18 protein-coding genes and 1 pseudogene are annotated in these 12116 nt (G+C 52.9%); 6 read left to right on the top strand and 13 right to left on the bottom strand.

The genetic code is table 11. The features are described from left to right. Window positions 1-19 precede the first annotated feature (19 nt). The 9 genes from H581_RS0112520 to H581_RS0112475 all read right to left on the bottom strand — a co-directional run bounded on the left by H581_RS0112520 (window position 20) and on the right by H581_RS0112475 (window position 5513). Window positions 20-322 (bottom strand): heme biosynthesis protein HemY, encoded by a 303-nt coding sequence (locus tag H581_RS0112520; protein WP_028610285.1) that lies wholly within the window; start codon window positions 320-322, stop codon window positions 20-22. A gap of 44 nt (window positions 323-366) precedes the next feature. Then, on the bottom strand, window positions 367-606 hold the full coding sequence (locus H581_RS0112515) for a hypothetical protein (RefSeq protein ID WP_028610284.1): 240 nt from the start codon (window positions 604-606) through the stop codon (window positions 367-369). A 92-nt stretch (window positions 607-698) separates the two neighbouring features. After that, window positions 699-1586 (bottom strand): M14 family metallopeptidase, encoded by an 888-nt coding sequence (locus H581_RS33895; RefSeq protein WP_036718537.1) that lies wholly within the window; start codon window positions 1584-1586, stop codon window positions 699-701. Between the two features lie 128 nt (window positions 1587-1714). Beyond that, entirely contained in the window at window positions 1715-2524 is an 810-nt protein-coding gene (racE, locus tag H581_RS0112505; RefSeq protein WP_028610283.1) for a glutamate racemase, read from the bottom strand. Window positions 2525-2768: 244 nt separating this feature from the next. Then, the gene (locus tag H581_RS33890; RefSeq protein WP_051250749.1) at window positions 2769-3176 is read right to left on the bottom strand and encodes a YtxH domain-containing protein; all 408 of its coding nucleotides are present in this window, start codon (window positions 3174-3176) and stop codon (window positions 2769-2771) included. Continuing rightward, window positions 3163-3702, bottom strand: coding sequence for a DUF948 domain-containing protein (locus H581_RS0112495; RefSeq protein ID WP_028610282.1), 540 nt, complete (start codon window positions 3700-3702; stop codon window positions 3163-3165). The genes H581_RS33890 and H581_RS0112495 overlap by 14 nt, the downstream gene beginning before the upstream one ends. A gap of 191 nt (window positions 3703-3893) precedes the next feature. Continuing rightward, window positions 3894-4541 carry a helix-turn-helix transcriptional regulator gene (locus H581_RS0112490; protein ID WP_028610281.1) on the bottom strand — a complete coding sequence of 216 codons (648 nt, stop codon included), beginning with the start codon at window positions 4539-4541 and terminating at the stop codon, window positions 3894-3896. A 112-nt stretch (window positions 4542-4653) separates the two neighbouring features. Beyond that, entirely contained in the window at window positions 4654-5073 is a 420-nt protein-coding gene (locus H581_RS0112485; RefSeq protein WP_028610280.1) for a DUF86 domain-containing protein, read from the bottom strand. A 152-nt stretch (window positions 5074-5225) separates the two neighbouring features. Next, window positions 5226-5513 carry a Dabb family protein gene (locus H581_RS0112475; protein WP_028610279.1) on the bottom strand — a complete coding sequence of 96 codons (288 nt, stop codon included), beginning with the start codon at window positions 5511-5513 and terminating at the stop codon, window positions 5226-5228. Between the two features lie 112 nt (window positions 5514-5625). Here H581_RS0112475 and H581_RS0112470 point away from each other — a divergent pair, with 112 nt between their 5' ends. After that, complete coding sequence (locus H581_RS0112470) at window positions 5626-5892, top strand: hypothetical protein (RefSeq protein ID WP_028610278.1); 267 nt, start codon at window positions 5626-5628, stop codon at window positions 5890-5892. Window positions 5893-5984: 92 nt separating this feature from the next. On the opposite strand, the gene H581_RS0112465 is transcribed toward H581_RS0112470, so the two are convergent. From H581_RS0112465 to H581_RS0112455, 3 genes are all read right to left on the bottom strand, one after another. Further along, window positions 5985-6374 (bottom strand): cupredoxin domain-containing protein, encoded by a 390-nt coding sequence (locus H581_RS0112465; protein ID WP_028610277.1) that lies wholly within the window; start codon window positions 6372-6374, stop codon window positions 5985-5987. 135 nt (window positions 6375-6509) lie between these two features. Beyond that, window positions 6510-6911: a YhjD family protein gene (locus H581_RS0112460; protein WP_051250747.1), complete on the bottom strand. Its 402-nt coding sequence runs from the start codon at window positions 6909-6911 to the stop codon at window positions 6510-6512. Window positions 6912-6995: 84 nt separating this feature from the next. Further along, complete coding sequence (locus H581_RS0112455) at window positions 6996-7391, bottom strand: phage holin family protein (protein ID WP_036718533.1); 396 nt, start codon at window positions 7389-7391, stop codon at window positions 6996-6998. Between the two features lie 190 nt (window positions 7392-7581). Between H581_RS0112455 and H581_RS0112450 the strand changes: the two genes are divergently transcribed. From H581_RS0112450 to H581_RS0112430, 5 genes are all read left to right on the top strand, one after another. Beyond that, window positions 7582-8601 carry a potassium channel family protein gene (locus tag H581_RS0112450; RefSeq protein WP_028610274.1) on the top strand — a complete coding sequence of 340 codons (1020 nt, stop codon included), beginning with the start codon at window positions 7582-7584 and terminating at the stop codon, window positions 8599-8601. A gap of 6 nt (window positions 8602-8607) precedes the next feature. After that, window positions 8608-9090: a hypothetical protein gene (locus H581_RS0112445; protein ID WP_028610273.1), complete on the top strand. Its 483-nt coding sequence runs from the start codon at window positions 8608-8610 to the stop codon at window positions 9088-9090. Then, complete coding sequence (locus H581_RS0112440; RefSeq protein WP_051250745.1) at window positions 9091-9402, top strand: hypothetical protein; 312 nt, start codon at window positions 9091-9093, stop codon at window positions 9400-9402. Window positions 9403-9406: 4 nt separating this feature from the next. After that, the gene (locus H581_RS0112435) at window positions 9407-10720 is read left to right on the top strand and encodes a glutathionylspermidine synthase family protein (protein WP_028610271.1); all 1314 of its coding nucleotides are present in this window, start codon (window positions 9407-9409) and stop codon (window positions 10718-10720) included. A gap of 172 nt (window positions 10721-10892) precedes the next feature. After that, window positions 10893-11297, top strand: coding sequence for a DUF350 domain-containing protein (locus tag H581_RS0112430; RefSeq protein WP_028610270.1), 405 nt, complete (start codon window positions 10893-10895; stop codon window positions 11295-11297). Window positions 11298-11443: 146 nt separating this feature from the next. Here H581_RS0112430 and H581_RS38915 read toward each other — a convergent pair. Next, a pseudogene (locus H581_RS38915) lies at window positions 11444-11569 on the bottom strand (hypothetical protein); the annotation flags it as partial. Window positions 11570-12116 lie beyond the last annotated feature (547 nt).

Raw genomic sequence — 12116 nt, 5'->3', positions numbered from 1 at the left:
CCAACTCGTTACTGAAAGCCTAGTGATCGCCGTGGTTCCCTTTGGTTGGATTCGTTACGGCAAAACCTTCTTCCGGCACATAGAAATAATCGATGCGAACTCCGTCCAGAAACGCATTGTCCTTCTCCAGAATAACGTCGATTCCTTTATCCGTCGTTACGACAATGTCCGTCTCCGACGGCACGTCGATTCCCATGCCGTAATGGGCATGGTCGCCGTGCGAATGCGTCACGTAGACGCGCAGTTTTTTACCTTCGTTTTCAGGCTTGTCCAGCTCCGCTTGAATGACTTTCGCAGCGTTTTTGGAGATTTTGCAGTTCATGATAATCCAGCTCCTCTTATTTAAATGCCTTGCGGCAAAACTCACTATTTCATATTATACTTTCTCTCCATCCTGCGGGCAAACCATTCCGAGAGGAGCATCGTAACGGCAATATCGTCAATCGGCAGAAACGGCAGCGGCAGCACATCGGGCAGCACCCAATACAGCAGCGCAGGCACGGCGAAAAGCAGCTTGTCCATCAAAGAAACATGCTTTGACCTCAGCAGTTGAAAAATCCGGACAAACGTCCGCTGCCAGTGGCGCAGCGACAGTAATTTACGCATCAGTTCTACCACCTTTGCTGATCTTTACCGCTTATTATACCACAAGCCATCAGCTTTGCTATGTTCCGCAAAGGAAGGCAACGGCATGTTCGTTACAAACGAAGCGCCTCCAGCAGCAGCGGCTGCAGCTCGACGTAAATTTGATCGAAATTGGCCATCGGCAGCGGATTTTCCCCAAAGCCTGCCTCCACGGTAAAGCCCGGCCGGCGATACTGCTGAATGAACCAGTCCTTATAGCCTGCATCGCTGCCGCTCAGCTTAACCGGCTTGTAGCCGCTTGCGCGACCGAGCCTGTTCGCAAGCTCCTCCGCCTCTGCCGGCTCGTAATTGCGGTAATTCCAGTAAATTTCCCTCCCTTGCGTATGGAGCGCCAGCACGGTGTCAAAGGACATGATTTCCGTAAACCGGGCCAACGCGCGCGCTTCAGGCTCGCTTAACGGATATGGTCCCGGATAGTCGCGCGGACCTGGTCCGGTCACTCCCCGCCGCTTGCACTCCTCTTCCCAGAACGCCGGAAACTGGTCGTTTAAATCAACGCCTCTAATATTGGCTTTCCAGCCGCTGAACCGCTCCGAGCCTCCGTTCCATTCCAGCAGCTGCCTATGCCAGGGATGCGTAGGCGGCGCGCCGCGCTGCGCAAGCTCGACGCCATCGGGGTTGACCATCGGTACGAGCCAAAGCGTTGCCTCCCTGCACAGCTGCTCCGCCTGCTGGCCGCAGACCGGTTCTCCGCTGCTGTATGCCGCAGACAGGTCGGCAGCGAAGCGCATGAGCAGCGCAGACGTAATCCACTCGTTCGCGTGGAAGGATCCGTTCATATGAATGCGGCGCGGCCCGCTGCCGCAGCGAAGCGCGATCAGCGGCTTTCCCATTACGCTTTCTCCGATCACGTAAGCAGACAAAAACGAATATCTGCCGACCAGCTGCCTGACGCCCTCCACCATTTCAAGATAGCCGAAGCTTTGTGCCGGATACATCATCGCCTTCGCCCCCCGCTGCATGAATTCATTGTTATCATGCTATGCGGTGGCGGTCCTGTCCTATGATGACCCGCCGCAGAATGGAAGAAACCGGGCCTTTGAAGGGCCCGGCTTCCGCTCGCCATATTTTAAACAATAACCGGCTCCTGCCACACGATCGGCGACAGTACGATCTGCTCTCCCAGCCATTGCTTTGCGATCGTCTTGAACATCGCCGAATTGCCGCTGCAAAAAAACTGATGTACCGGCAGCCGTGCGCCTTGCGCCAATTTCCGCTTATCCTGCAAAATCGTGCTGATTTCACGGGCGGTCTCGTCCGCGGAGCTGATCAGATTGACGCACTCCCCCATCACTTCGGAGATCGATTCCGTCAAGAAGGGGTAATGCGTACATCCAAGAATTAACGTATCCATCGGAAATTGGCGCAGGTGTCCGATCGACTCAAGCACCGTCCTATACGTTTCCTTAGAATGAAAGTTCCCCTTCTCCACCAGAGGAACGAACTTTGGGCATGCTTCGCTAACGACCTGAACGTACGGAGACAGCTCGCGTAACGCTTGCTCGTATGCGCCGCTTTTAATGGTGCCTTCCGTTCCAATGACGCCGACGCATCCCGTAACGGTGCATCCGATGGCCGCTCTGGCGCCGGGATTTATAACCCCTACTACAGGGACGGACACCCTGGAACGAATATCATCAAGCGCCGCCGCGGTTGCCGTGTTGCATGCTATAACAATCATTTTAGGGCGGAATTGAATTAAGTAATCGACAATTTCCCGCGTAAATTTGACAACCTCATCCGGGGAGCGCGGGCCGTACGGCGTCCGGGCGGTGTCCCCGAAATAAATCATTTTCTCGCGCGGCAGTTGGCGCATCACTTCCTTGGCAACGGTGAGACCGCCTACGCCGGAATCCAGTATCGCAATCGGTTGCTGCACAAACACACCGCTTTCTTAAACAAATGTAATGAAAGGAGACAGAATAGCATATGAATACGGGCGCAAAAATGTACCTGCGGCTCTCACCGGAAAGAAGAGGGTTCGCACGCTTGTCCTGCAGGGATGCCTTCCCGAAATCGCAGCTTGTCGTCGTCATTTCATCGAATATGTTCTTCCGTCAAAACGGCGTTATAAAAGAAAAAGATCTGGCCAAAGCAGGCGCCAGATCTTTTTCTCATATGGATTATTGCTCCTTCGATACGGCCGCTTCCGTCTCTCCGGCTTCAACAACGTCAATTGCGCTTATTTCTTCATCCGTGCCGTTATCCGATACGGTAACGACTATTGCCGGCGCCGTCTCCGTTTTGTTCCAGCTCTTCACGCTGCTAACCACATTGCTGGCAGCGGTCTTTGTTTTATCGGCCATTTGTGCCGCCTGACCGCCGATCTGCTTCGCTATGGTTACCGTCGTATCCGTTACCTGACCGGCCGCGCGCACCGTCGCATCGCTAACCTTCTGCGCTCCGACAGAGATATCCTGACGGAGCTCCTTGCCTGCTTTTGGCGCGAGCAGCAGTGCGGTTATCGATCCAATAACTCCTCCGGCCAACGCTCCCAGCAAAAATCCTTTTGTTTGTTTACGTGTTGTCATTGTAGTCGCTCCCTTCTTTTTTAGCGTGCCCTTCGTCTCTGCTCCTTGATTCGGTGTCCGATTCGGATACGGGAACATGCGCCTCTCCGGCAGTCGCCGCTGCCTTTCGGCTAGTTTGCCACAGCTGCCAAGCCGCCATTCCGAGTTCTGCCCATTCCAGCGCTTCACCAAATTGCCTCTTCGTCGCCGCGCGCTTTGCATGCTGCTCCGCCGATTCGGACAGCACGGCTGTGACGCGCTCGACCGTTGAAGTCGTATTTGCGATCGCGCCTCCAACTTGACCGGCCGCTTCAAATAGACTGTTGACGGCTTGCAGCTGGCGATGCGCGGCGCGAATCGTGTCTTCCGCCGGCCGGACAAGCCCGCTCAGCTCCTTCATCAGCTTATGCAAATCCTGTTGCATCGCAGCCGCCGATGCTTGGGCCTCAGCAAGCCTTCCGAGCGCCGATCTTACGGCGAGAAGGATACCTGCCGTCAGAATGACAAAGGCTGCGGCAGCAATAGCTGCGCTCCATGCCATGACCATATCCGTTATCCCCTCCTCCTCTGTCAACCGCAGGCATAACCGATGCTCTTCTAGACGAATGCCCACTTGCGTAATGACATTATAAGCAGCATGGGCTCGTCTTGACACAAAGAAAAAAGACTGCTTCAGCAAACCCGCCGGGTTACGCTAAAACAGTCCATTCCCATTTATTCTCATGAAGCTTTGTTGCCTTAACCGATCCGATAGCTGCACTTGCCTCCGCCCTTGGCCAGACACTCCGTCCGTTCGACAGGCGCTTCCAACAGTTTCTTGAACAAGGACAGCTCGCATTTGCATGCTTGCTGGTACTTGCCCGCCACTTGGGCGATCGGGCAATTGTATTCATACAGCATATAAGTGCCGTCTGTTTGCGCTTCTACATCCACCATGTAACCGCCGGCATTCTGAATCGCAGCCAGCTCGTCTACTCGCTGCTCCAGGCTCTTGGCAGCCATACGGGGCTCATACCGTTCAAGCAGCTTCCGCTTGCGGCCTTCGAATACGCGGTCAACCAGCACAGCCGTATTCGGGTCGTCCGCCAGCTCATCGAGCAAATCCAGAGCAAGCAAGTGATAATTTCTCGGAAAGAGCTCATCCGCCTCAGTCGTCAGCTCATAGGCGTGAAGCGGTCTGCCCATTGCCTGACGGATGGCAACAATATTGACGCTGCCTTCGCTCTCAAGCACATACATATGACGCCGAATAGCCATTTCCGTTAATTCAAGCTGCCGTGACAAATCGCCGGCATTCATTCTGCCGTTCGTCTTCAACAGCAGCAATATACGCTCGCGCGTCGATCCGTCTCCGCGCGTATCTGCTGCAGCGCCGGCAGCGCGCATCGTCCCGTTCCGCTTCAACCCTTCACCACCCTTGCAGGCTTGATAGCGTCATTGTAACGTATTTTGTCATTTTCGTAAATCAAGCCCGAACGGAAAAAGCTTGGGAACCGGCCTACAGCTCGCGCGAAAGATAATCCAGAACCGCCTGCCTGAAGGCCGGCAGCACGGCCGTCAGCTTCTCCGTCAGAGGATGAAGCTCGCTTCTTGACCATGAATAATAATCTTGAACAAGCGGCTTGCGAAGCTTGACGAGCTCCGTTAGCGTAACCAGCATATTCCCCGGAAAAACGCCTTCCTCGCCCGTAATTTCAATAATATCCTCATAGCTGCTCGCATCCCTCATAATAAATCCGTCAATGAGAAAGCTTCCGACATCGGTAATCGTTTCGATCGAGAGATGAAGCGCTCTTTCCTGCGCCAATCCCTCCAGCATGCTGCCCTGCCAGTTGTCCGCAAGCGATTGCAGCGCGGCGGCGATCGCCGGCAGCGTCTCCAGCCTTACGGCTATTTGTTCGCGATTCACATAATACATCCATCAGTCGCCCGCTTTCAGCCTTGCTTCTTTTTTTTAGCTTTTCGTTTCAGCCATGCCACCATAACAATACTGCTAATAATAATAACGAGCAGATAAGTCAAAATCTCATATACGTCTCTCATGTCGCTCATGAAACGTCAACCTGCCTCTCAGCTTTCGAAATCGACAGCTACCGACGCTTCGCGAACCTGAGCCATATGCTCGATAACCTTCTTATGAACCGGATGCACCTGGTAAGCGTTCAAAGCCTCCATCGAATCGAACTTCGTAATTAAAGCAATATCGTAGGAACGGTCGGAATGAAGCACGTCGATCCCAACCTCGATCGATTTCAGCTCTTCGATCTTGCCTTCCATATCCCGCAGCACCTGCGCGGTGCGCGCAACGCTCTCGGCGCTGCCGTCCTTTAATTTAAAACAAACAATATGCGTAATCATTATCGTTCCTCCCTTGAATATGAATGGATCGCATGAGTTTCGTCCTTTCGACACATAATAACCTAAGCAGTCGCATTACGGCAATCTTTTACGTGAAGGAGTACGGTACGTTATGCGCTATCCCGTTACCATTGCAGCCACCATAATCGGAGCTGCCGTCTGCTTGTATAATTACACCGGCTATGACCCGCATAACCTTGTTTTCTTCATGCTCAGCGTGCCAACATGGATCGTTGATATGTTCGTCGATGTGCATGAGGTAAGCGTCCTGCTTATGTATGCCCTTACGATCATAACATGGGCGCTGCTCGGCTTTATTGCCGATATGCTGATTGCCCGCGGGCGCGATCGCGACCGTCATCGCCGTCCGGCGCGCTAGAGGCGGTAAAAATAAGCTTGTAAAGTCTTATAATTTTAACAAAAAGGAGCCTTTCGGCTCCTTTGCTTTATCCGCGGTTCGCATTCGCTGGCTTATGCCGCTTCAACGACCAGCTTGGACTCCATAGTGGTATGTCCTTGTCCGCATGGTATTGAACAATAGATACGATATTCGCCCGGCTCCGTAAATTCCAAATCCATTTCCGGGTGATCATTATCAAGAGCTACTTGAAGCTCATCAATGTGAATGCCGTGTATACCGCTTTTATTCGAAAGCTTCAATCTCACCTTGTCCCCAACTTTGGCCGTGTATACCGGTTGGTCAAACACAAAATCATTCGATGCTACGACCTTCATTAGAACCATGCCCTCTGGCAGCGAGGCAGACTCGTCAACCGGTTTGGCAGGAAGGGCGAATGTGAGCAAATATACGCCCAGCAACGACGCCGCCGTAAACAAAACAAACATAATCCACTTGTGCATTGCTATGTGCTCCCCTTTGCGATCATAATGTCTACCTCTTATATTACATAAGATCGTCCGAAGTTCTCAACCTTAAACTGCGGAAAGAGGAAAAGTTTTTTTGTTTTTATGACAAAACCATGAACAAATTCGTAACTATCCGGACAAATATTGCTTCAGCACGCGCTCCGATTCCGCCTTCACGAAGCCCCAGAGCATAAAAAAGCGATGATGGTACCCGCGGCATACGTACCCGGCGTGCAATCCGTCCGGCTCCCGCTTCTCTTCGTACACTTTAATGCCCGTCATGCGAAACTGCCTCCGGATCGCAGCCAAATCCAGGAGCACCCGGTCCTGTATGCCGCGCAGCATCGACTCATAAAACCTTGGAAGCTTAATGGCCGACGTGCCGATCACGCGTATATCGTGGTCCAGAATACGCATGACAATACCAAGCAGCACAAAACGCTTTACAAGCTCCAGCTCATCCTCGGTCTGTACCGGCGGATGCGGAGCCGTCTTCACCGAGCCGCGGACTTCTTCCTCTTTAGCGGCCATTGCCACCCCTCCAAACCAGAACATCTGTTCTTATTATAACGAGAAGCGGCGGTTTCATGCAAGTAAAATTCGTCAAGCGCGAAACTACTGCTGCTTATCCTTAAGAACCTCAATCAGCTTCCGGAGCCGCTCCGGCATAGGCAGCCCGATCCGGCCGTAATTTTCTGTAATCGAGATAAGCTCATTCGCAATATAAAAATAAATAGCGGCTCCCATCGTAATCGTATTTGTCTCGAGCAGAATATCAATACGATGTGCCAGTAAAATAACGAGGAGCGTCAAGCCTTTGCGCGCTAATCCCCATGCGCCGAACACGGAATTCAGGCCCTTCCCCTCCCGGATAGAAGCGGCAACACCCGTAATATAATCGATTCCCATCGTTACCAGCAACAGGGTAAGAGACTCCATCCAGCTTCCGAAAGCAAAGGTAATGACCGATCCGACCAAACCGCTGACTGAGCAAAGCCAAACCAACGTCATTATTCGCCACCTCTCTTTCGTTGAAATATAGGATAATATATGCAGCCGGAGCAGTGGTTGTTCGTCCACTTACCTATGAAAGTTCCTCTATTCTATGAATCTCATAACGGTTTGCATTTATTTTACTATTGGAAAATTCCTGGATAGGATGTAAGGTATATAAAGTAAGCTTCCGATAGAGGTGAGCGTCATGCCGTTATTTTTGAAACTCGTAATTAAGTTGTTTCGGTTAAAACATTATTCCATTTTACTGCTCACGCTGCTGCTCGTGCTCGTAAGCTCGACGCTGGGCTTCCTGCTGGAGCCGGATACGTTCGGCAGCTGGTTTAACGCGTTTTGGTGGGTGATGACGACTGTCGCGACGGTCGGGTACGGCGATTTTTATCCGGTGACGGTCCCCGGAAAAGTGCTTGCCATGCTTCTGTACATATTCGGAATCGGCCTGCTCAGCCTATTGATCGGCAGAATCATCGATTCCTTGGCGGAGGTGCAGCGAAGAAGGGAGGGTGGAAAGTTGAGGTTCCAAGGACAGGACCATATTATCGTTATCAATTGGAGCAAAAAAGCGCAGCTTGCGGTTGAAGAGCTGCTTGTGTCTGACCCGGATGCAACCGTCATCATTATTGATGGATGCGACAAGCATCCTTATGACCAGCCCCGGGTTCATTTCATCAGCGGCGATCCCTCGTCGGCCGAGACGCTGAAGATGGCAGGCATTCATAAAGCCCGTTCGGCCATCATTTTTGCCGACCCCCGGATTGACGATCCTTCGCTCATTGACGGCAAATCCCTGCTCATCTCCTCGAGCATTGAGCAGGCGGCTCCGAATGTCCATACAACGGTCGAAATCGTGCTGGAGAAGCATATTCTCAATTTCCGCCACGTACAAGTAAATGATTTTATTTTATCGCATGATGCGGTGTCGAGGCTCGCGGTCCGTTCCGCGCTCAAGGAGGGCAGCATCGATCTGTTCACCCAGCTGCTCAGCAGGAAGTACGGCGAAGACGTATTTGAAGCGCCGGTCGACCCGGCATGGAAAACCTACGGCGACGCCTTTCATTCTTTGCTGCGCCAAGGAGCTACGCTTATCGCGGACCGCAGCGATATGGGCATCAACCGCAGGCTGGAGGAGCAGCTCCCTTCCAACGCCCGCTTATTCGTCATTTCCGATGATGAGACGATAACAAAGATCCGAGCAGAAAGGCGGTAGACAAAGGTGGATTTTCCGCTAACCTATTTGGAATGGTCCGAGCAAGACCGGCGCGTTGTGCGAACGGTCGCGGAGGCCCAGGTATCCTGCCATGATGTTTTTGTCCGAAAGCTGGTTAATGCGACCGCTTATCGCAACCGTTTATACGAGCATACGGCGAACGAATGCGAGGACGGCACGCGCCATCATGTTTATGTGAAGCCGTTCAAAGAGGATGACGATGCCGTATACGGGCAGGCCATAAGCGCGGCCCTTCACGAGTATTGCACCGTCTCGCCCCGCATGGAGGCGGAATTTTTGCTTTGGAACGGTTACCGTTTTAATCCGTGCACGCTGGGGCAGCCATCGCCGGAGAGTCCGCTTGCATTCGCGCAGCTGCTGCTCGATCACTACATTGTCAGCCAGGAGCGTGCCTATGAAACCATTTATACGATTTATGATATGGACCGCAGCAAGATCGTCGTCTTTTTGAAAGGAGCAGACCAGTAAATGCAGAATAAACATCCAGAACGGCAAGCAGCGGGCATCAGGCCGCCAGCGAGCGCCAAATTGCGGTCCGGCGGCCAGAAGGCGCTGGCCTTCGCCTTAATGCTGACCGTTCCGGTCGCCTTGAGCGGCTGCAATACGAGCGCGTACGGCAATGAATGCGACGATTATGACAGCAACGGATATTGTGACGATGACGGCTCCCGCACTTATATATCCAATGGCAAAACCTACAAAAAATCGCCGGGCTACAAATCCGGTTCCAGCTCCTCCAAGGGCTTTGGCAGCTCGGGGATCAGCAGCAGCGGAGGGTAAGCGCATGCAGCGCGTTATCCCGCTATCCGTCGCTCATGAGGAGCTGTTTCAGGGCGAGCTTGCGCTGCGTATTCCATATCACAGGATGTACGGCAAGCAGTACTGTCTTCCGTCCGTCGCGCTTTACAGCGCGGCGGAGTACGGAGAGCTCCGGACCGCCTCCGTGCAGGTTGACCGCATCTATTGGAAAGCGCTCCGGTTCGCCCAGCAGCATTTGCCGGATTCTTTCCTAATCAAACGGTTGGGCGTCCATCCCTCTCTGCTGCCGGCCGCGCGTTTCGAAACGCCGTATCACGGCATATCCAGACAGGACTGGATCGTAACGGAACACGGGATCAAATGTATCGAGAATAATACCGACACGCCGACCGGCATCCCGGAGACGGCCTTTCTCGGTAACGCGGTCGTGAGCCGTTATACCGGCCTCCGTTCCGCCTCTGAAGGGATGCGTGAAGCGATGAAGAATGCTTTTGCGGAGCTTATCGGGCATTACCGGAACAACGGCTACACCGGAACGATCGCTTGCGCCTGCTATGATTGGCATATCGAGGACAAGTGCAATACCGAATATATTATGGAGGTTATTCAGGAACTCGGCTTTAGGGCTATCTTCGTCCCGCTCGAGACGCTGGAAATCGTGGAGGGCGACGGGCTTTACGCGGGCGGAGAACGGATCGATATCCTGTACCGTCTCTATCCGCTCGAATATTTAATCCATGATGCCGATGCGGATACCGGCTTGCCGGTCGGCGAAGCGCTCATGGAGCTGGTCGAGCTTGGCAAGCTGGCGCTCATCAATCCGGCGCAAAGCGTTCTTACGCAGAGCAAAGGCTTTATGGCGCTGATCTGGGCGCTGTTCGAACGCAATGAACTGTCGTCCGACGTGCTTGGCCATCCGCTGTTTGACGGAGCGGAGCTTAAGGCCGTTCAAACCTATCTGCTGCCTACTTACTATGAGAATACCGTATTCACCCGGCAGAATATTCCCTATGTCGCCAAGAGCTACTGGGGCCGCGAAGGCAAGGGCACAACGCTCTTCGGCGAAGACGGCGCGGCGGAATCGGAAGAATGGGGCCATCAAGAGGGGGAAGAGGAAGCGGCCGAAACGAAGCAATACTACACCAGGCAGCCGAAAATCTACCAGCAGCGCTTCACGATGGAAGAAACCGGCGTTCATACGGAGAACGGATTATACCGCGGCTTCTTGCTGACGGGGGCCTACGTTATCGGCGGCCGCTTCGCCGGCCTGCTCCCTCGCATCGGCGGCAAAATTACCGGCGACATGGCCTACTACTGCCCGGCAGCCATACGCGATTAGACTTGTATGGAGCTTCACAAAACAAAGCGGATCCTTCCGATGCCAAGTTTTGTTGCGATCTTCATTCGGGAAGCTGTGCTTCACAAAACAAAGCGGATCCTTCCGATGCCAAGTTTTGTTGCGATCTTCATTCGGGAAGCTGTGCTTCACAAAACTTTTAGGAGGAACATAAATGAATGAATATGTTCAAAACGCCGTAAACGTGGCTGTCGGTCTCGTCATTCTGCTCGTTATTTTGAGCGTCGGCGCTTTCGTATTTAGCAAATTAACCCGATACAACGATTCCGAGCAAATTAACAAGGGCAACCAGGCAGCCGGCATGTACATGGGCAGCAAGCTGCTCGGGCTTTGCATCATCGTCGCGATGGTTTCGTACAGCTCGCAGGACTGGGTATCCATGCTCATTTGGTCCGCGATCGGCATCGTGATTTTGTGTCTGGTCTACGTTGTCTTCGACTTCATGACGCCGCGATTTAAAGTATGCGAGCAAATCGCACAAGGCAATATGGCTGTAGCCCAGCTGCTCCGCTCGATTATCATCGGCGTATCGATCGTTATCGGCACCTTCCTGATGTAAGATCAGAAGCGTTTGCCCGCCTCATATGATAAGCGCCGTAATGGCAGCCGATGCGGCTTCCCCACGTTGCTGTCATGTATCTCGTACAGCCTAAACACGGAATATCGTGTTTAGGCTGTTTTTGTTAGAGTATGATTGGATAGCGGGGCGATGACGAAGCTTGTTCGGCCCTCCATCTGAAGCCCCATCGCCTTCTGGATTTGCGATTCCGTCCGGGTATCGACGCTGCTCACCGCCTCGCCGAGAATAAGGATCGTAGGATCGGCCAGTATTGTTCCCTCGGCCGTAAGCGATGTTGTCGCGGATCGTTCCGTTAAACAGTACCGCTACAGCCGTCTCGCGACCCCTATAAATAAAAAAGGAATCATCGCTCGTATAGGCGTGATTCCTTCGGTGCTTCCTATTCAGCTTTGCTTGCTTCTCCTGCAGGCTAGGCGTTCGCTTCGTGACGGGATGCATCCCCTGCCAGCTGCCGCGCAGCAGATCAGCCGCCGGTCGTCCTTGCCGGGCAAGCTTCTGTCTGGCTTTCTTTGCTTTGCTTATAGACATATTCGTTGCCTCCTCGAAAATTGAAAGTTTTCTATAGCTACTATACCACAGAACATTCCCGCAGACAGCTGCAGGACAAGCATGCCAAAAAAAAATGTTCACCGCCCGCTTTACACTGAAACATTCGGCCGATGCGCAACGTTATGAGGCTACCAAGGAAATTCTACCCTTCAGGGGAAACAGCTGCCAAAGCTGCACAAAACTTAGCGTATGCTTCCGATGCCAGTTTTGTTGCGATCCCTATTCAGGAAGCAAAGCTACACAAAACTT

It is taken from the genome of Paenibacillus harenae DSM 16969, from assembly GCF_000422465.1.
GTDB lineage: Bacteria > Bacillota > Bacilli > Paenibacillales > Paenibacillaceae > Pristimantibacillus > Pristimantibacillus harenae.
This window is presented reverse-complemented; position numbering and strand designations above follow the sequence as displayed.